This window comes from Larkinella terrae (assembly GCF_009668025.1).
Lineage (GTDB): Bacteria > Bacteroidota > Bacteroidia > Cytophagales > Spirosomataceae > Larkinella > Larkinella terrae.
Genome location: NZ_WJXZ01000009.1, coordinates 351,917 through 371,317, shown reverse-complemented (window position 1 = coordinate 371,317; position 19,401 = coordinate 351,917). Strand labels below are relative to the sequence as shown.

17 protein-coding genes are annotated in these 19,401 nt (G+C 50.4%); 5 read left to right on the top strand and 12 right to left on the bottom strand.

Annotated elements, in window-relative coordinates:
* Positions 1-2 precede the first annotated feature (2 nt).
* Both GJJ30_RS16060 and GJJ30_RS32190 read right to left on the bottom strand, forming a co-directional pair.
* Positions 3-1,388, bottom strand: coding sequence for a DUF4403 family protein (locus GJJ30_RS16060; protein WP_154176179.1), 1,386 nt, complete (start codon positions 1,386-1,388; stop codon positions 3-5).
* A 134-nt stretch (positions 1,389-1,522) separates the two neighbouring features.
* The gene (locus GJJ30_RS32190; protein WP_154176178.1) at positions 1,523-1,702 is read right to left on the bottom strand and encodes a hypothetical protein; all 180 of its coding nucleotides are present in this window, start codon (positions 1,700-1,702) and stop codon (positions 1,523-1,525) included.
* A 218-nt stretch (positions 1,703-1,920) separates the two neighbouring features.
* Here GJJ30_RS32190 and GJJ30_RS16050 point away from each other — a divergent pair, with 218 nt between their 5' ends.
* Complete coding sequence (locus GJJ30_RS16050) at positions 1,921-2,115, top strand: hypothetical protein (RefSeq protein WP_154176177.1); 195 nt, start codon at positions 1,921-1,923, stop codon at positions 2,113-2,115.
* A 10-nt stretch (positions 2,116-2,125) separates the two neighbouring features.
* On the opposite strand, the gene budA is transcribed toward GJJ30_RS16050, so the two are convergent.
* From budA to GJJ30_RS16035, 3 genes are all read right to left on the bottom strand, one after another.
* Positions 2,126-2,926 (bottom strand): acetolactate decarboxylase, encoded by an 801-nt coding sequence (budA, locus tag GJJ30_RS16045; RefSeq protein WP_154176176.1) that lies wholly within the window; start codon positions 2,924-2,926, stop codon positions 2,126-2,128.
* A gap of 71 nt (positions 2,927-2,997) precedes the next feature.
* Positions 2,998-5,142, bottom strand: coding sequence for a xanthine dehydrogenase family protein molybdopterin-binding subunit (locus GJJ30_RS16040; protein WP_154176175.1), 2,145 nt, complete (start codon positions 5,140-5,142; stop codon positions 2,998-3,000).
* Positions 5,143-5,268: 126 nt separating this feature from the next.
* Positions 5,269-5,727, bottom strand: a complete 459-nt coding sequence (locus GJJ30_RS16035; RefSeq protein WP_154176174.1) for a (2Fe-2S)-binding protein — start codon at positions 5,725-5,727, stop codon at positions 5,269-5,271.
* Between the two features lie 110 nt (positions 5,728-5,837).
* Here GJJ30_RS16035 and GJJ30_RS16030 point away from each other — a divergent pair, with 110 nt between their 5' ends.
* The 3 genes from GJJ30_RS16030 to GJJ30_RS16020 all read left to right on the top strand — a co-directional run bounded on the left by GJJ30_RS16030 (position 5,838) and on the right by GJJ30_RS16020 (position 8,366).
* Positions 5,838-6,305: a GNAT family N-acetyltransferase gene (locus tag GJJ30_RS16030; protein WP_154176173.1), complete on the top strand. Its 468-nt coding sequence runs from the start codon at positions 5,838-5,840 to the stop codon at positions 6,303-6,305.
* A gap of 97 nt (positions 6,306-6,402) precedes the next feature.
* Positions 6,403-7,311, top strand: coding sequence for an oxygenase MpaB family protein (locus GJJ30_RS16025; protein WP_154176172.1), 909 nt, complete (start codon positions 6,403-6,405; stop codon positions 7,309-7,311).
* A gap of 56 nt (positions 7,312-7,367) precedes the next feature.
* Complete coding sequence (locus GJJ30_RS16020; RefSeq protein WP_154176171.1) at positions 7,368-8,366, top strand: 3-keto-disaccharide hydrolase; 999 nt, start codon at positions 7,368-7,370, stop codon at positions 8,364-8,366.
* 108 nt (positions 8,367-8,474) lie between these two features.
* On the opposite strand, the gene GJJ30_RS16015 is transcribed toward GJJ30_RS16020, so the two are convergent.
* The 7 genes from GJJ30_RS16015 to GJJ30_RS15985 form a co-directional block, all read right to left on the bottom strand.
* The gene (locus GJJ30_RS16015) at positions 8,475-11,120 is read right to left on the bottom strand and encodes an ABC transporter permease (RefSeq protein ID WP_229313164.1); all 2,646 of its coding nucleotides are present in this window, start codon (positions 11,118-11,120) and stop codon (positions 8,475-8,477) included.
* Positions 11,117-11,452 (bottom strand): PadR family transcriptional regulator, encoded by a 336-nt coding sequence (locus GJJ30_RS16010; protein ID WP_154176170.1) that lies wholly within the window; start codon positions 11,450-11,452, stop codon positions 11,117-11,119. The genes GJJ30_RS16015 and GJJ30_RS16010 overlap by 4 nt, the downstream gene beginning before the upstream one ends.
* Positions 11,453-11,879: 427 nt before the next feature.
* Positions 11,880-14,072: an alpha-galactosidase gene (locus GJJ30_RS16005; protein ID WP_154176169.1), complete on the bottom strand. Its 2,193-nt coding sequence runs from the start codon at positions 14,070-14,072 to the stop codon at positions 11,880-11,882.
* Positions 14,073-14,161: 89 nt separating this feature from the next.
* A complete protein-coding gene (locus GJJ30_RS16000; RefSeq protein ID WP_229313162.1) occupies positions 14,162-14,518 on the bottom strand; it encodes a DUF4406 domain-containing protein in 357 nt (118 codons plus the stop codon).
* Positions 14,519-14,618: 100 nt separating this feature from the next.
* Complete coding sequence (locus tag GJJ30_RS15995; protein ID WP_154176168.1) at positions 14,619-15,155, bottom strand: RidA family protein; 537 nt, start codon at positions 15,153-15,155, stop codon at positions 14,619-14,621.
* 42 nt (positions 15,156-15,197) lie between these two features.
* On the bottom strand, positions 15,198-16,331 hold the full coding sequence (locus tag GJJ30_RS15990; protein WP_154176167.1) for an FAD-dependent oxidoreductase: 1,134 nt from the start codon (positions 16,329-16,331) through the stop codon (positions 15,198-15,200).
* 338 nt (positions 16,332-16,669) lie between these two features.
* Positions 16,670-17,839 carry an alpha/beta hydrolase family protein gene (locus GJJ30_RS15985; RefSeq protein ID WP_154176166.1) on the bottom strand — a complete coding sequence of 390 codons (1,170 nt, stop codon included), beginning with the start codon at positions 17,837-17,839 and terminating at the stop codon, positions 16,670-16,672.
* A 129-nt stretch (positions 17,840-17,968) separates the two neighbouring features.
* On the opposite strand from GJJ30_RS15985, the gene GJJ30_RS15980 reads away from it, so the two are divergent.
* The gene (locus GJJ30_RS15980; RefSeq protein WP_154176165.1) at positions 17,969-19,375 is read left to right on the top strand and encodes a sulfatase family protein; all 1,407 of its coding nucleotides are present in this window, start codon (positions 17,969-17,971) and stop codon (positions 19,373-19,375) included.
* Positions 19,376-19,401: the final 26 nt, after the last annotated feature.

The following is a 19,401-nucleotide window of genomic DNA, read 5'->3' as shown; positions in this document are numbered from 1 at the left end:
TCTTACAACTTCCTGACCTGAACCGCCACCTTCGACTGGACGTTGATCAACGCCTGGATGCCATCGGGTCGGATCGCGATTTTCCGGGGCGTAAATCGAAAAGATTGAATACCAAGGGAGGTTTTTTGGCCGCTTTTGCCTTTTTTGAAGGCTGTACTGATTTTTTCCGGAAGCTGTTCAATTTCACCGCCCAGCGAAATCGTCAGGAAGCTTTCGAGCGCTTTGACCAGGCCGTCGTGAACCAGCGAATTGGAAAATTTGGAAAGCTCACTGACCGTTTCGGCATCAAAATCCAGGTCTTTGACGGACAGCGTGTTGGTCGTCGTGTCAAACGTCGGTCGACCGCGCAGATACAGCGTTCCGTTCAGTAAACCGCTGATATCGGTTTTAACAATCAACGCCCGTTGTCCGCCATACACCGAAGCTTTTTTGATGGTAATGGTCCCGAACAGCAACATCTTTTTTTCTTTGGCCAGCAACCGGGCCAGCATCTGATTAATATCCTTGTACGGAATAAAGCTCAGCAAGTGCAGATCCGAAAGTTGAGAAACGGAGTCGCGTTTCTGCAATTGGGGCAGTTTAACGGGTGAATTCGGGGGTTCTGTGGCTTGCAACACGGTTTTTGATTCCAGCGCAATTCGCAGATGCGTGGTTATTTTTTGCTGATCACCTTCGATGGGGCTGGCGGCAACGCTAAGGGGTTTGGGTATTAGCCAAAGACCTAACGATTTGTCGATCAGCAGCGGTTGCTGGATGTTGAGCCAGATGGGCCCGACCATTCGGTCGAGCCGCAATTCTTTGTAAACCGCCGAGTCGATGGCGGTTTCGATGGACGACTGGTGTTTGTCGAGGAGTTTTTTGGCAAAATTGGTCAGCGAAATCTCCTTGCCCAGCAGCCGGATTTCCGGCTCTTTGATCCAGTCGAAATTCGTAAACTGCACCTTACTGGCCAGCCGCCAGTTGGGCGTTACCGTCAGCGGGCTTTGAAAATTGATCTGGAGGGAACAGAACGGTTTTTGGTCAACCGTCTTTTCGGCGCTGAGGGGCGAGTTGATGTAGAGGCTCAAAGGCGCCGAAAATTTTACCTGCTTATCGGCATATTGAATATGGACATTTCCCGACCGAACGACTTTAAACGGAAATATACCCCCTTTTTTTCCTCCTGCAGAACCTTTTCCGACCAGAACCGGATCAAGCTCCCGGTTGATTTTTTCCTCTAATTCTTTGACCGTAAACGTTATGGGGCCTGCCAGATAGGAGGTGTCGCGCGGGATGGTCGCATCAAAACCCTCGGCTTTGGGCGGTTGCGGATTGGTTTTTCCGCAGTTCGTCAGGGAGAAAATCAGGAACAGGCCGAGTGAACAATGAATTAACTTCAACGTGGTCATTCAGAAGGATTGGGCGTAATACGTTACTCTCTGGTTATAACAACGGTTCAATTCCCGATGTTTGGGTCAACTATCAATTTAAGTGATTTCTAGGTTCATACCTGTTGCGAAATCGAAATGGGTAAAAACACGTTCTACTTTTTCGGTGCCTTGGGGGGCTTTTTCTTGAAAATATTATAATCTTTAAGTTGATTTTCTTCGGCAAATTTGAGAGCCGCTTCATACGACTGAAAGTAGCGGAGCCAGCCATTCTCTTCCGTACTTATCTGAACCGAATGATGCGTAACATTGCAAAGGAGGATATACAGAGCCATATGGGAACGTTGAGTTAGTCAGTTTCCAATTTCCAAACATTATTAATAATGATCATACATTTTTATTGAACGGCCCTGTATACGTAATGGGAAAGGGCCGTTCAATAACAGAATATGTCATATTTTGGTCTGGATCTATATACGTTGTACCTTACTAAATCGTTGATTATTAGTGCAAGACTATTCCATTTCGCTAAGTGTTACTCGGAAACGAACCCATGAAAAATTTTATTCTCATCCAGAAGTCATCGGATGGTAAACCCGTTATTGTCCGTGACTCCGACGGACAGTTGCAATGGTTTTCAACCAAAGCTGAGGCCGTGCGGTTTTCAGCAGATCAAAAGCTCCTCGACTACGAAATCTTCCGGTTGCATTTGGGGGAAATAGACCAGAAATCAGACTCGTTGGTTTAAACGCCTGAATTCACAGGGTGACTTTCCCGAAATCGGTATTGGTGTTCAATTCGACGTAGTACCCTTTGGTGCGATCGATATCCACGGTGATTTGTGTAGCAGTAAAATCATATACGTGGCCGCCCGATTTGAGGTCGTCGGAGAGGTAATGGAAATGAAAACCGGGGACATTCACCTTTTCCATATACGCTGGAATCAGAAAACCTACGGCTACTCCTGTCGTGTTGGTCAGGTTAAAAATGACCTGTGAGCGGGCCAGGTGATCGTTCAGGGTTGGATACGGTTTTTGGGCGGGAGCGGGCGCGCGGGTGGTCATTTTTGCAAACGTACCCTTCAGCCGAATGGCGTGAATCTCGTTGGCGGGCAGCGCGGCCGCGATTTTTTTCTGGATCTGATCCAGCGTCAGGCCCGCCGTCTGGATGGTAAAACTGGAGTCGGCTTTGAAAAACTTGACAAAGGCGAGCGAGGTACTGTCGCGGTCGGCTACTTCGGAAACCGTGCCGTTGGACCGAATCCGGTATAGTTTACCCAGATTGATCACCAACTCACCATCGACGCGGTTGAAGGTGCCAACGCCAAAATCGCCGTGTTTTTTAACCTCTCCGAACGTCAGGTTGCCATCGAAAACACCCGCCTGCAGGGCGCTGATGATGGAGTATTGGTAGAGAAAATCGCTGGAAGACGTGTCGGCCGATTGGGGTGTTTCTTTGGTCGTGCAGCCTTGATAGCCAAATGAGAAGAATATACTGAGGGACCAGCAAACGCGTTTTACCCTTCTGATAAATCGGCGGGCGGTTTTCAAAGCGGGCATAACGGAGTAAGAATACGAAGTAAATGATGGAACGGGATTTAAACGATTCCGCTCAAATCCCGTTCCAAACTTTACGAAACGCCTTTGAAAACTTCGGTTGTTACAAAGGGTTGATTATAAAGGCGTTTGCCGGTGGCTTTAAAGATAGCATTGGCAACGGCCGCGCCCGCCGGTGGGAGTGAAGGTTCACCCAAACCGGTCGGGTCGATTTCATTTTTGACGAAATGGACTTCAATTTCCGGCACCTCGTTCATCCGGATCAGTCGGTATTCGTTAAAGTTTTTCTGGTCGGGAATCCCGTCTTTGAACGTGATATTGCCGTACATGGCGTGACCGATTCCGTCGACGATGCAACCACGCACCTGCTGCTGCGCCCCGCTCTGATTGATGACAACCCCGCAGTCGGCGGCCGAATACACTTTTTTCAGCACCGGTTTTCCTTTTTCCATCACCACTTCGCCGACCTGCGCCACGTAGGAGCGGTGCGAGAAATAGACGCTAAAGCCCTGCGCAACGTTTTTGTTTTTGCCCCAGCCCGATTTCTCAGCAGCCAGTTCAATGACGCCCCGCATGCGGTCGATGTCGTAAGTGATCTTTCCGGTCGGTTTTTGTTTGGCTTTGTCGAGCAATTCCAGCCGGAACTGCACCGGATCTTTCCCGGCGGCATGGGCCACTTCGTCCAGAAACGCCTGCTCGGCAAACGCCAGAAAATTGGTGATCGGCGCCCGCCAGGGACCGGTTGTGATGGGTGATTTGTGGTCGATGCTGTCGATCAGCAGGTTTTCAACGGCGCCCGACGGGAAGTTGTCTTCGCGGGTGGCGTTTCCGGCGTTGATGCTGGCTCCCCGCAGTTTGTATCCGATCAGGGTTCCTTTGTCGTCCAGAGCGGCTTCGAACCGGTAGCGGACTGCCGGGCGGTAAATACCGCCGGTCATATCGTCCTCGCGTGTCCACATCACCTTCACCGGCGCATTGACCGCTTTGGAAACCTGTACCGCTTCGATGGCGAAGTCGGTATTCAGTCGTCGGCCAAAACCGCCCCCCATGCGGGTCAGCTCCAGGGTTACTTTTTCGGGTGGGAAACCCAGCAGTTTAGCCGCCTGATTACGAGCCGCTTCGGGCGTCTGACTGGGCCCGGCAAGCTCCGCGCTGTCTTCCTTAACGTGGGCAAAGAAGTTCATCGGTTCCAGCGGATTGTGAGGCAGAAACGGACATTGGTACTCGGCTTTAACGACCTTGGCCGCGTTTTTAAAGGCGGTTTCCACATCGCCGTCTTTCCGTCGGACGGTGGTGTTCGAGCTGTCGAGCATCTCTTTGAAAATGCGGTTATGGTCGGCCGTACTTTCCAGATTGCCGTCCTTTTCCCATTCAATCTTGAGCGCATCTTTCGCTTTTTTGACCTGCCAGGTCGATTTGCCGACGACGGCCACGCTGTTGTTGATCGTCACGACGTGGAGGATTCCCGGCATGGCTTTGGCTGCGGCCGAATCAACCGATTTGATTTTATACCCAAAAGCCGGGCGCTGCAGCATCCCAATCAGCATACCTTCGCGGTGAAAATCAAGACCGAACAGCGGTTTTCCGGTCAGTATTTTGGGATTATCAACATTTTTGATCGTTTGACCGATCAGGCTGAAATCCTTGATTTCTTTCAGCTTCACATCTGCCGGAACCGGAATCTGGGCGGCATCGTTGGCCAGTTCGCCGTAACTGAGCTTGCGTTTGCTGGCTGCGTGGGTCACAAAACCCTTCTGCGTTGCGCAATCGGCGGCCGACACGCTCCAGCGTTTGGCGGCTGCTTCGATCAGCATGTGCCGGGCGGTGGCTCCGGCTACTCGCAGCCGTTTCCACGAATGCGGAATGGAACCGCTGCCACCGGCCACCTGTCGTTCAAATTTTTTGGTGTCGAGCGGAGCCTGCTCTACCACGACGTTCTTCCAGTCGGCGTCGAGTTCTTCCGCAACGATAATCGGGAAAGCGGTTTTGATGCCCTGCCCAACTTCCGGATTCGGCGACAGAATGGTAATAACGCCCTGCGGATTAATGGACAGGTAACTGTTGAAGTCCACACCGGGCGCAGCCGAAGCCGCGTTTACCAGAACGGTTGGTGTGGCGGCCTCCGACTCCGTCCAGTTGAAGCCCAGCATCAGGCCCCCGCCGGTTGCGGCCGCAATTTTCAGGAAACTCCGGCGGTTATGATTGGGTAATTTGGTCATGTCGGTTGAAGGTTTTATGGGTTTTCGGTATTCCGTTTTCGGTTGTTTGTTGCATTGCAAATGAACAATTAACAATGAATAATGAACGCAATACGTTTACGAGCCGTAAACCGGATACCGATAAACTTATTTTGTTTTTGCGGCTACTTTCACGGCTTCCTTGATGCGGTGGTAGGTGCCACAGCGGCAGAGGTTGCCGGACATCGTGGCTTCGATTTCGGCATCGGTCGGGTTGGGTTTGCGCTTAAGCAGGGCAGCCGCCGTCATGATCTGACCGGCCTGGCAGTACCCGCACTGGGCCACATCGACCGCATCCCAGGCTTTCTGAACCGGGTGATCGCCATTTTTGGACAAGCCTTCGATCGTCGTAACTTTGGAGGCACCAACGGCAGAAACCGGTAACATGCAGGAACGCGTTGCTTCGCCATTCAGGTGAACGGTACAGGCTCCGCATTGGGCAATCCCGCAGCCGTATTTGGTGCCGTACAGCCCGAGATGATCGCGCAGGACCCAGAGCAGCGGGGTGTCGGCTTCGGCTTCGGTCTGGTAGCTTTTGCCGTTGATGAGCAGTTTATACAAGGCCATAGTGAAGAAGTGAGTTTGGAATGGAAGCTAAATTACAAAAATTAACCGCTTTCGGTGCAGAATTAAAACGGATTTATGCAGATTGGGGTCAGTGAAGTAGTTATCTCATTATGAATCAATTTACGTGTAAACGAACCACTGCGGAGGATCCGGATTTTCGGGACCTCATCGCGCTTCTGGATCAGGACCTGCGGGGGCGTTACCAGCCCTATCAGGCTTTCTACGACGGTTTTAACAAAGTGGATGATTTGGCCCGGGTCGTCGTGATTCTGGATAATGAGCAACCGGTCGGTTGTGGTTGTTTCCGACCGACGGACGATCCGATATGCGTTGAAATCAAACGGATGTTTGTGGCGCACGACCACCGAAGAAAAGGCATTGCCGAACGGGTTTTACGGGAACTGGAAAACTGGGCACTGGAAGAACGCTACCATTTTGCCCGACTGGAAACCGGTACCAAGCAACTGGAAGCCGTCGGATTATACCTGAAATCCGGTTACCAACGCATCGAGAATTACGGTCCTTACGCCGGAATGAGCACCAGTATTTGTATGGAAAAGAGGCTGGTTTTTAATTAGGTTGGCGCGTTGCAAATGAATACTTTACAGTGAATAATGAATGCAATGCGTCATTTCCAGTGGAGAATCGCACCGTATACTTTAAACGTTTTCACCGATGAGCAATACGGTTTACAAAAGATTAGCCGGGGTTTTCCGCAATCCGGCGGTTCGGCGGGAGTTGCAGCAACTGGACCCGGAACGGGATTACCAGCGCATGGTTCAGTTGCTGGTGGGCTACGAATTTCCGTTCGATGTGACGCGGGCGCTCGAACTGGCGCTGTTTCACACCTACGCCAGTCCGCGAACTTCGGCGCTGCTGATGCGGACGGGGGAGTTTGAACGGCATGGCCAGAAGCGGTACGACGACACAAGTATTCTGATTGCCTGGTTCATGCAATACGGACTGGACACCGAAACCGGTCGTCGGGCCATCACACACATGAATCGCATTCACGGTTTTTATCAGATTGAGAATGAGGATTTTCTGATGGTGTTGTCGACCTTCATTTTCTATCCCATCAACTGGATCAACCGCTACGGCTGGCGCGAACTGACGCCGGGCGAGGAGCGGGCTTTCTTTCTTTTTTTTCGGGAAGTCGGCCAACTGATGAACCTGACGGATATTCCCGAGACGCTCGAAGACTTACGAAAGTTTACGGACAGGTACGAAGCGGAACATTTCCGGTACGCCGAGAGCAACCGGCGCATTGCCGACGCAACGGTTCGGATTGTGGAAGGCTGGTTTCCAAAACCGCTGCGGTTTGCCGTGCAACCCACGTTTGCGGCTTTGATCAACGACAAACTTCGGGAAGCGTTTGGCTATAAAAAACCGGCGGCCTGGTTCTGTCAACTGCTGGAAGGTTCGTTCTGGCTCCGAAAATGGCCGCTGCGCTGGCTTACCTTCAAACCGTATCCGACGCTGGTCGAGAATACTTTTCACCGGACATACAAAGCTGGCTTGCCCAACCTCGAGGAGCTCGGGCCGGAGAAAATCAGTCAGCGAATCCGCCAGCGGTCGGCGTGAGTAGACCTCCAGCGGTTTTTTCTTATTGAACCTGTCAACTGCAACTATTCATTCGTATGATTTTGTCTCTACAAAAGTTATTTCGCAAACGGGGCCGCCCGGCGGTTAAGCAGAGAAAAAATGAGGTTCGCAGAGAAACTCCGCTTATCTCTGCGAACCTCCGCTTAACTCTGCGATACAGCCTTTTCGCTTTAATATTCTCTCCAGCCTTTTCTCAAAAGAACAACCCCAGTAAAGAAGAATGGATTCAGCTTTTTAATGGGAAAGACCTGAGCGGATGGGACATTAAAGTAGCTGGTGAAGACCTGAATGTCAACTATAAAAATACGTTTCGGGCGGAGAACGGCATGATTCGGATCATGTACGACCAGTACAAAACGTTCGATAACAAATACGGCCACATCTATTACAAGGACCCGTATTCCTATTACATTCTGAAATTCGACTACCGGTTTTTGGGTGATCAGGTGCCGGGTGGCGCGTCCTGGAATGTGCGCAACAGCGGGGTCATGATTCATTCGCAGTCGGCGAAGAGTTTGACCAAAGACCAGGATTTTCCGATTTCGCTGGAGATTCAGACCCTGGGTGGTTTGGGCAAGGGCGTCCGGCATACGGCCAATCTTTGCACACCGGGAACCATTGTCGAAATGGGCGGAAAAGTGATTCCTGATCATTGCATTGACTCGCAATCGAAAACCTACGACGGCGATCAGTGGGTGAGCGTAACCGCCGTCGTGCTGGGTGATTCGATCATCCACCACATCATCGAAGGGGATACGGTTTTGACGTACGAGAAAACGAAAGTGGGGGGCGGTTACATCAGCAAGCAGAACGATTTTGCCTCCGGCCACGTCGGAAACCCGGATTACTGGCTGAAACTGGACAACACACCCTTGAAGGAAGGTTACATTGCTCTGCAAAGCGAAAGCCACGCAATCGACTTTAAAAATATCGAATTGCTGAACCTGAAAGGCTGCATGGTGAAGAACGCTTTGAACTACAAGTCGTACTACCGCGTGGCAGATAACGGGGCATGTAAGTTTAAGAAAAGGTAAGGAGATTATTTCGCGGAGTTAAGCGGAGAAAATAAAGAGTTAAGCAGAGTTAAATTTCTTCTCCGCTTAACTCTTTTTTACTCCGCTTAACTCCGCGAAACAATTTCCTCACTCACTCTTCAACACCTTCGCCGGGTTACTCCGGGCAGCTTTCAAGGTTTGGGAGCCGATGAGCAGAAACGCCAGCGCCATCACCACCAACACACTAATGATCAGCTCGCTGACTCCAATGGGCTGGTGATATTCAAATTTGGTCAGCACATACTGGTCGAAGAAGATGTAGGTAACCGGTAATGCAACCAGAGTGGAAATGAGCAGCAGCAGCAAAAAACCTTTGCTGAGGTGGAAAATCAGGCCGCTTTCGGTAGCGCCCAGCACTTTCCGGATGCTGATTTCCTTGAGCCGGGTTTCGGTCATGAAAACCACCATGCCGAACAATCCCATCGACGCGATGCAGATCGCCAGGAACGTGATGAAACCGATCACCTTCACCATGACTTCAAATTGTTTATAGGCTTCTTCAATCTGGTCGTCGTAAAACGTGGCCTTCAGCGGGTGGATTTTATCAATTTTCTGCCAGGCGGCTTCGATGCCCGACAAAGCCGCCGGATAATCTTCCGATTTGATGCCCACGTTCAGGTACCCGCCGGGTTCTTCGGATGAATACCGGAAAACCGTAGGTTCGATTTTGTGATCCATCGTTCCGTAATGAAAATCTTTTAAAACCCCCACAATGGTCAGCGGCTTGTTGTCCAGCATCACCTGTTTGCCAATTGCGTCGGCCGGGTTGCGGTCAACGATGTGAAATCGTTTCAGAACCTGCTCATTGACAATGACTTCCGTCTCGTTGCCGCTGGTCGGACGGTTTTTAAAGTTGGTTCCGGCCAGAAACCGGTGGTGGTGGAGGGGAATGTAGTTTTCATCGACAAAATTGAGCCAGACCATCGCCGAATCATGCACGCTTTTGGTCTTGTATTTTAACTGCGTTCCATAAATGCTACCCAGGCTGGTAATCATCCGCGAGGTCGCGATTTGATTGACCGCCGGAATTTGGGCCAGTTCTTTTTTCAGCAGCGTACTTTTATTTCCCTGCATCCGAATGTTCAGGATGTTTTCGGTGGTAAATCCGAGGTCGAAAGAGAGAAAACCACGGTACTGCTTATAGCCGATCAGCGTTGTGGTGATGAACATCAGTGAAAATGTATATTGGATGACAATCAGGGCTTTGCGCAGGTTAATATGCCGGAACACCTTGAGTGACGAAGCATCCTTCAGAACCTGAACAGCCTGAATCCGGGAAAAAAACAAGGCGGGTAAAAAACCGGCCGCCAGGCCAACCACCACCGCCAGCAGCAGGAAATAAAGAATTAGCCGGGGCGATAAATCAAGGGTTACCAGGTCGGACAATTGGGGGGCCAATGCCATAAACTGCGTGCGCAGGATCAGAAACAGAACAAACGAAAAGATCAGCGCCATCACCGAAATGATCACCGATTCGGCCATAAACTGTCCCAGGACGTGGTTTTTCAAAGCGCCCACTATTTTACGAATCCCGACCTCGCGCGACCGTCGCATCGACCGGGCGATCGAAAGGTTCGTGTAATTAAAACAGGCGGAAAGGATTACAACCAGTGCGAGCCCGATCAACACCCAGGCCACCGGTTTGGGAAAGTTAACGCCAATTTCGTTGGACAGCCGTCCGCCAAAAATAATTTTGTCCATTGGCTGGAGCGACAGCGTAATTTTCTGGTGTTCGAGTTGTTTATTTTCGGTGGCACTCAGTTTGTCGAGATTGGCCTGAACGGTTTGCAGGTTAGCGGTTTCGGGGAGCGTGAGGTACACGTAATTCTGGTAAATATTGCCCCAATCCAGGATACCACCGTCGGAATCTGCCTTTTGGCCAAGCATCGACGCCAGCGAAATGAGGGCCTCAAACCGGATGTGCGACAGCTTGGGAATATCTTTCAGAACGCCCGTAACCGTGTAATTCGTGGTGTCGAACCGGACGGTTTTCCCCAGCGCTTCCGTTTTTCCGAACAGTTTTAGTGCGGTTTTTTCGGTGACTACCAGCGAATACGGTTCTTTCAGTGCCGTGGCCGGATTGCCTTTGAGCATCGGAAATGTGAAAATCTTCAAAAACGACGGATCAGCCCAGGTTGCCTCCAGGGGAATAATGGTTTCGTCGCTGACCTTTGCGTCACTGTAGAACCCCCGCCGGATCAATGATACTTCTTCAATCCCCGGAAAAGTTTCCCGGATTTTGTAACCGGCTTTCAGCGAAGTGGACGCCAGATCCATCGTCCGTTTGTCGTCTCCCTCGGTTTTGGTTACTATTCGGTAGATTCGGTGTCTTTTTTCGTGGAATAGGTCGTAGGAAAACAGATCGGTCAGGAAGGCGATGACCAGCAGGCCGACGGACATGCTGACCGCCAGCCCGATGATGTTGATGGCTGAAAATAATTTGTTGCGCACGAGACTGCGCCGGGAGGTTTTGAAGTAGCTGCCGAGCATGAGCCAATGAATGAGAAGGTTTAAAAATTCGGGTTTACGGACGGTATAGGGGCGGAAAAATTTCAGCGCATCGAGAATATAAATCCAGCGGGCGCGCCGGATGCCTTTGGTTTTCAGGTTGCGTTCAAAATATTCGTTCATGTCGCCCTCCAGATCCTCGAGCAGGTCGGGGCGGCAGTACCAGTGGAGCAGATTGCGGGCCCAGCGGGGCGGTTCCGGGAGTTTTTGAGTCGGTGTTTTCATACGGAACCCTCCAGATTGAAACCGGGAATAATTCGCCAGAGTGCTTCGCGAACTTCTTTTGATCGAGTCAGGGCAACTTTTCCCGCGTGCGTTACTTCGTAAAACCGCTTGCGTTTGCCGCCCCGCGCACTGGTCGCTTCGCCCATGTGGCTTTTCACTAGACCCTTTTCTTCCAGCCGATTCAAAACCGCATGCACAACGCCCAGCTTGGCCACCCGTCCGGTGTATTTGCCCAGTTCGTCGCAAATGGCTACGCTGTACGCGTCGTTCACCAGCGCCGCACTGGTCAGCAAGACTAACTCCTCAAATTCTCCGAGATTGGTTCCTTTCATGTACAGCGTTTATCGTTTAAGGTGTGGCGCCTAACGTTTATGGCTTAAATTTTTTGGTAACTATCTGGTTATTAGTTTTTTATTAAAATATTGGTGAACTGTATACCACAAACAGTAAACCATAAGCCCATTTTATTCACTAAATGTATGTAAAATGGATTTATAAATTCACTAAATGTATGTATAATACTTGTTGATCGGGGAATGGTCGGGATGAGCGGTTTTTTCTGGTTTAGAAAAGAAGATCTGGCGGACCCGGCAGGACATCTGAAGCGTTCGAGTTCTGAAGAAACGCAATCTATGAAGTACGTAAGATGGTGTTCCTCCGGAACTCAAATGCGCTTTCCTGCCTGTTTACCTACGAAGATTTTATCCCAAAGGGCAATTTTTTGTGGTTAAAAAATAACCGGGTACCTCAATCAATCCCTTAATTACCTTCCGTAATTTCCAAAACCACACTTTGCCGTCTCGCATCGACGGACGGATTAAAACCGACCGTCATTAAATAATCACCCGAATAAACCATTTGGTTGCGGTTGATCGGCGAATTACTTCCGGGATAGACGTTCACTTCCAGAATTTTATAATTCTTTTCCGGATTCAGGCCCCGCAGTTTGATGGGCGCCTGACTGCCTTCCCGGTACCGGTTTCCGACCAGGTAGCTGAACCACATGGCTTTATCCTGCTTTTCGCTGACGTAGAGCACCGATGCAATGTCGTTGGTTTGGGGAGAAACCAGCCGGAACAAATCGCCCTTCCAGATGACGTCTTTGACGCGGTTGTAGGTTTGAAGCGCCTGCTGACTGAATGCCAACTCTTTCTCATCCAGTTTGCTCACGACAATGTCGTAGCCCATTTTGCCCATCATGGCGACGTCCGTCCGGAATTTGATGGATTGTTTCCCCCAATCGGTGATGTGGTTGCAGGTGGCGATGGCCGGGAAAAAATACGAGTAATTCCATTGAATAAAAATCCGCTCCAGGCCGTCGGTGTTGTCGCTGGGCCAAAACTCCGTGAAGTATTTCAGTGCGCCGTAGTCTACCCGGCCACCCCCGCCGGAGCAGAGCATTAAAGGCAAGGTCGGGTATTTGGCCCGCAGTTTCTCCATCACTTTATAAAGTCCCTGAACGTATTCGATGAAGAGGTGGGAAGGGTTGGGGTTTGTGGCCGAGAAGGCGTTGTAGATCACCGCGTTACAATCCCATTTGATGTAGCCCAGAGTCGGATTTTTCGTCAGAATACCGTCCACGACACCGTAAACGAAATCCTGCACCTTCGGATTTGACAAATCCAGGACCAGCTGATTACGGAAATAGTATTCGGAGCGGTTGGGCAGTTTAATCACCCAGTCGGGGTGTTTTTCGTACAATTCACTTTTCGGACTGACCATTTCGGGTTCCAGCCAGATGCCGAATTTGATGCCCGCGCTTTCGGCTTCTTTGACCAGATATCCCAATCCGTGCGGGAGTTTCTGCTTGTTTTCCTGCCAGTCGCCGAGGCCGGTATGGTCGTCGTTTCGGGGGTATTTATTGGCAAACCAGCCGTCATCTAACAGGAATAAATCGACGCCCAATTTTTTGCCGTCTTTGAACAGAGCCGTCAGTTTTTCTTCGTTAAAGTCGAAATACGTCGCTTCCCAGTTATTTAACAGCGTTAGCCGGTTTCCTTCGCCCTGCGGAATGCGGTGTTTCCGGGCCCAGCGGTGCAGATTTCGGCTGGCTTGTCCCTTACCCGCGTTTGAGTACGTAAACAGAAAAGCCGGGGTCACAAACTCCTTATCCGGCGCCAGCATGTACTCCGAAGCGTAGGGATTGATACCCGCAATCAGCCGCAGATTTCGCAGCGGATCGACCTCGAACTGAATCTGATAATTTCCCGACCAGGCCAGCGTTCCGGCAATGACTTCACCGGTTTCCTCTTCCGCCGGTTTGTTGAGCGACAGCAGAAAGGAGGGCGGCTGGAACAGATCGGCCCGGGTTCCGAGTTTGGTGTCGAGCACTTTTAGACCGGCCGTCAGCGGAATTTCTTCGGGATTCATTTCCCGCGCCCAATCGCCATGGAAGTGCGTCAGGTAATAATGTTGCGCCGGAATGTAGAGGTTGGCGGAAGCGTATTTCTGCAAACGAACGGTTTTTTTCTCCGTATGACGAATACTTGACCATTGTTCGATCACATCTTCTTTCTGATAAGCTTTGTAATACAGCTTCACTTCAAACGGATATTGCGGGTCTTTCAGGAAAACCGTGGTCAAAACTACGCCATCTGCGACATTCTGGGTCTCGTGCCGAACGTATTTGAGGTCGGAAGAGGGGTTTCCATCGGCGTGGGAAACCTGGAGCGCCGGTTCCAGCAAGTTTCGACCACCCGCCGGGGTATAAACGGAATTGTAAATCTTCGTGTAATCTTCCCCGTGCTTTTCGTTGTCTGGTAATAGGGCGTAATCCGCTCCATTTTGAAGTCGTTTGCCAAGGTGAATAATGGTCGGATCGCCATCTTTGCTGACCCGGATAACTAGGGCCGTGTGCTGGGTTTCAATCGCGATTTGCGTATCGCCGGGGGCCGCCCCATTAGCGATTACGTTCAAGGAAATAGAGATCAGAAGTAGAAGGAAAAATTTCATGGGCAGCGTTCAGTTAAGGGTAACAAAGCTAAGAAAAGAAGCTTCATGGCCATTCATTCCCGGCAAATGCTGCACAAAATTGACTTCTTTTAAAATTGGATCTCCGCCATCGACTTAAAAACCGCCTTTCCCCGCTGGCGGGCCTGCGTCATCATTTCATCCGCTCCCTGCGAAGGCCCGCCAATGCGCAAAACCGCATCGCAATGGGAGAGCAGATCAATGGCTACGGGATGGAAGATTTTATTAAAAACCGCATCGCCAATCCGTTGTGAACCAGCCGCTTCGATCAACGGCAACGCAACCCACTCGCCAAGCATCGGCAAATACCCTTTTTCCAGTAATTCGAGGGCTATACGGGTCATCTGTGAAACATGGTCGGCAATTTTAACCGGGTCGTCGTTCGTGCCGGAGCGATAAGGACCGGCAATCAGAATCATCTTTTTCATGGGTTTGATCAATTGAAATTTGCAAATACCTGCAAATGTACTTCAGAAATGATCAATAATGATAAAAAATGATATATTTTGATCGAATTATTTTTGCTTTTTATTCCACTTCAACAATCATTTCGACCTCAACGGCGTAATCGGATGGTAAAGCAGCCACCCCCACTGCCGAACGAGCGTGTTTGCCTTTATCTCCAAAAACCTTTACCAACAGATCTGAACAGCCGTTCACTACTTTGGGATGATCCGTAAAATCAGGCGTTGAATTCACCATGCCAAGTACTTTTACGACCCGTTTTACTTTGTTAAGATCGCCAATTTCGGCTTTCAGGGAAGAAAGCAATCCAATAGCCGACAATTTGGCGGCTTCATAGCCCTGTTCCACCGTCAGGTCTTTCCCCACTTTGCCTTTAATGCCGGTTCCGTCGGCCCGGTTGGACACGTGCCCGGATAAAAAAATCAGATTTCCGGTTCGCACGGCTTTCACATAATTGGCCAGAGAGGGCGTGGGTTTGGCGAGTTCAATGCCCTGCTCTTTGAGTTTAGCCTCAACCGACTGGCCAAAAACCGCATTTGAAAATACCGCAAAACCGATGATTAAAAAGGTACAGATGTTTCTCACAAAAGTAGAGTTCATGTAAAGTAAGGTAGGGTTAACTATCTAAAAATTAATAATTTATCAACTTCTCATTTCTTTCATTACCTGCTGGATCGTATCGACGAATTTCTCGGTTACCTCGCGTTTGGGCGTAGTATCCCAGTTTCCTATAATACCGTTGCCACCCAGGTAAATTCCGTCTTTTCGCGAAATAATATTGGCTCCTCGCGCATTGAGTTTATAAGTCACTTCACTTTGGGGAATCAAACAGGCTAGTTGGCCTGAAATGGGGGTTAATTCCTGATCATTGAAAATTTCTTTCGCACCCAACCCCATGCAGTTGACAACGCAAAGTTCGGGCAGGGCGTCGATATCTTCCAGTTTTTTAATCTCCTGAACTTTCAATTTTCCGCCTAACATGATGAACGTGCTGAGCTGGTGATGGAGGTAACTTGGAATATTGAACATCATACTGGACCGCCAGGAAACGTATCTGGCTCCGAAGGAATGCTCCCTGGGACTCAGCTCTTTCCGTTCCGGAATCAAGCCGGGCAAATGGTACACTTCCCCGCCAATCGACGGGTCTATCTGTTGCCGGAACGGTTCGTTACTGACGCCATATTCATCCACCCACGACACAATATCGTCCATTCCGAGCATAAATTGAAACCGCCGGAACGAAAACCGGGTGGCGGTTTCCCACTGGTCATGAAAAGCCTGGGTAGCGATTTTGGGGTCGCAAACCCGCGACGCCGGTGACCAGGTTCCGGTAGCCAGATTGCTCGTTACATTGGGCGGTAAATCTTTGGTGTAAATCGTTACCTCACACCCTTTTTCCTGCAGCAGGCGCGCCGTTGCTAACCCAACGGTGCCCGAACCCAGAACGGCCACTTTTTTTTCGCCGGTCGTCTGAACGAGTTCGCGCGCCAGATTGCCGGTTCCCCACGATAGCGACCAGCCGCTGCCACCGTGGCCGTAATTGTGGACGATGGTTTTGCTTCCCAGGGTTTCTTTGGCAATTCGCGGACCGGATGCCCGAAACGGGCGCAGACCCACGGTTTCCTTCACAATCCGATCCAGTGAAAGCTTTAATTTAGGAACGTGATGCATCGCCTGGGCGGACGACGCTCCCATTCGAGTGGTACAGGAACTAGCTCCGGCAGCAACGGCCAGCGAACCCAACCCGGCCGTTTGTAGAAAGTTTCGACGATTCATAGTCTTACAAGTCCGGACAAGGGTGCCCGATTCGGGAGTTTGGTAAGGTGTTGAATGATAGGAAGACAACCCGATCAGGTTGTCTGAACTTTACTTATGCGGCCGGAATAAATCTACTATGATTTTTGAAAAATCAAAATAAGATTCTGAGGAAATATAAAATATATCCTAATAGTTTGTTGATTATGGCTATTTAAAGATGGTTATATTTTGTTGACCGGTAAAATGTTCTGAAACCCCGGTGTTTTTGCCCGCCAACAGGCATTGCCGTAATCGGGAATATCTTTTCGTGAACTGGATTTGAAAAGCCTGCTCATACGTCATAAGTGCAAAATGCTTTACTTCAGCAGCGCCATGACCGCGTCATCGCCCATCACGGCGTTGGACGGGCGGGGATGGGCCTCAGTAAAAACCTGCAAATCAGTGGGTTTGAGAAGGACATTGGAGCTTTCGTCGATATGCCCGTTTTTCATCACTTTGTTCAAATCGAGTTTCAGGTGAAGGGCCAGAAACCGGTAGGCCGCCACCCGTTTAGATGGGCCAAAATCATGTTTCTCATTCGGCAGGTGAACGTTTTCGACTTTGTTTTTGGCCCCATAAAAACTGTAAATCCGCTGCACATGCGGAAATTCGACATTCGGTGTGTTTTTGGTCCAGTCGCCACCGTCCGAGATCATAATCATCGGGCGCGGTGCTGCCAGCGCGGCAATTTCGACGTTGTTGGTTTCAAACGTAGGCCGTTTGTGAATCGGCATACCGCTTTCGCAAACGCAGCCGCCGAAGAAATGAGCCGAAACCATGACGACCGGTACGGAGACCTTCACCCGCGAATCGAGGGCGGTCAGCAAAAACGTCTGGGTTCCCCCGCCGGATTCGCCCGAAACCGCCACCCGGTTCGTGTCGACTTCCGGCAAACCGGTCAGGTAATCCAGCGCGCGAATGCTGTTAAGCGTCTGTAATTTAGCGGCTTCTGGTAGCTTGTGGTCGCACTGCTTTGAATCGCCGTAACCCAGCATGTCGTATACAAACACGACGGCTCCCATTTTCGCCATTGTAATACAACGTTGCTGCGTCTGTTCCACAAACCGGGCATCTGAGTTGGCGACATGGCCGTGCGGACATAACACTGCTGCGGTTTTTCCCGACATGCCGGTTGGTTTATACAGGTTTCCGGTGATGTAAAAACCGGGCAAACTTTCAAAGGCCACATTTTTAACGGTATAGCCATCCATTTGTCGCAAACTGTGGCTGATCGGTTTCAGAGGAGCGAAGTTCGGTTTGTCCGGGAGTTTCAATCCTTCCCGGATGCCTTGGCGAATCATTGCCGCCCGTTTTTCCCACGATGCTTTATCATTGTAGGCCAGCGCACAATTCTGAAGTGCTTTTGCGCCGTCGGGTTCGCTGAAATAAGCACCCTGACGCAAATCAGGACGGTTGGGATTGGGCTGGGCAAAGGCACTTAACGACAGGAGGGAAATCACAAAGGAACAGGTCAAAGAGGATCGCATTTCAGGTCGATTTTAGGGTTGTGCTAATGTAAATGTTTTTTGGAATGCAGGCAAAATTAGATGCGTTTTCGAATCGACTAATCACCAATAATACCGTTTATTTGCGTTCTGGATAAAAATCGCACGAGTATGACCCAAATTCACAAAACCGCTTTTCTATTTTCCCTACTGGTACTATCGACTTTCTATTTTGTGGCTGCACAACCGGCCAAACAACCCAATTTTATCGTCATTCTGGCGGACGATCTGGGGTATGGTGATCTGGGTTGTTACGGCCATCCGACCATCCGGACGCCCCATCTCGATCAAATGGCCCACGAAGGAACCCGGTTTACGCAATTTTACGTGGCCGCTAACGTCTGCACACCCAGCCGGGCGGCCTTGCTGACCGGACGTTTGCCGGTTCGCAACGGCATCTTTGGCAAACGGGTGGTTTTCTTCACCAACTCGGCCAACGGACTGCCTCCCAGCGAAGTGACGATTGCCAAAGCATTGAAAACCAAAGGTTATCAAACGGGTTTGGTGGGGAAGTGGCACCTGGGTTCGCAGCCGCAATACCTGCCATTGAACTACGGTTTTGATTCGTATTTCGGTTTACCCTATTCAAACGACATGGGTAAAGTTGGTTCGTTTGGCAATACCGCATCGGCACCTGCTCCGCCAAATTCAAATCCGCCTTTGCCCTTGTACCGCGACAACAAGATCATTGAAACCGAACCGGACCAGCGGTTATTGACCAAACGCTACACGGATGAGGTCCTGAAATTTATTTCGACCAACAAGGGAAAACCGTTCTTTATGTATTACGCAAGTCCTTTTCCGCACGTTCCGCTGTATGCTTCGGACGGTTTTTTGGGCAAAAGCAAACGCGGTTTGTACGGCGATGTGGTCGAGGAACTGGACTGGAGCGTGGGCCAGATTCTTAAAAAACTGAAAGACCTGAAGCTGGATAAAAATACCGTGGTCGTCTTTTTGAGCGACAACGGGCCCTGGCTGATTAAAAACCGGCTGGAAGAAAACGGTGGCTCCGCCGGACCACTGTTCGAAGCGAAAGGTTCCACGTACGAAGGCGGAATGCGCGTTCCGGCCATTTTCTGGGGACCCGGTTTGGTGAAAGCCAACACCGTTTCGTCAGCGGTGGCGACGTCGATGGATCTTTTTCCGACGATATTGAATCTGGCGAAAGTTGAGTTGCCGAAGGACCGGACACTGGACGGGCAAAACATCGCGGATTTGCTGGCGGGCAAAACGGACAAAGGAACGGAGCTGGTCTATTATTACGATTCGGATCGGTTGTATGCCATTCGGAAAGGGCCGTGGAAAGCCCATTTTACGACGCATCCGTCGTATTCGCCCGAAGCCCCGACTCCGCACGATCCGGCTCTGCTGTACAACCTCGAAGTCGATCCCGGCGAGCGGTATGAAATTGGTAGCAAGCACCCCGACATTCTGGAAGATTTGAAAAAGGAGTTTGAAAAACACCGGGCGGGCGTGGTTCCGGTTCCTCCGTTGCTGGACGCGATTGTTGAGAAATAGGCGGTTTTTGAGCACATTTGTTTTCC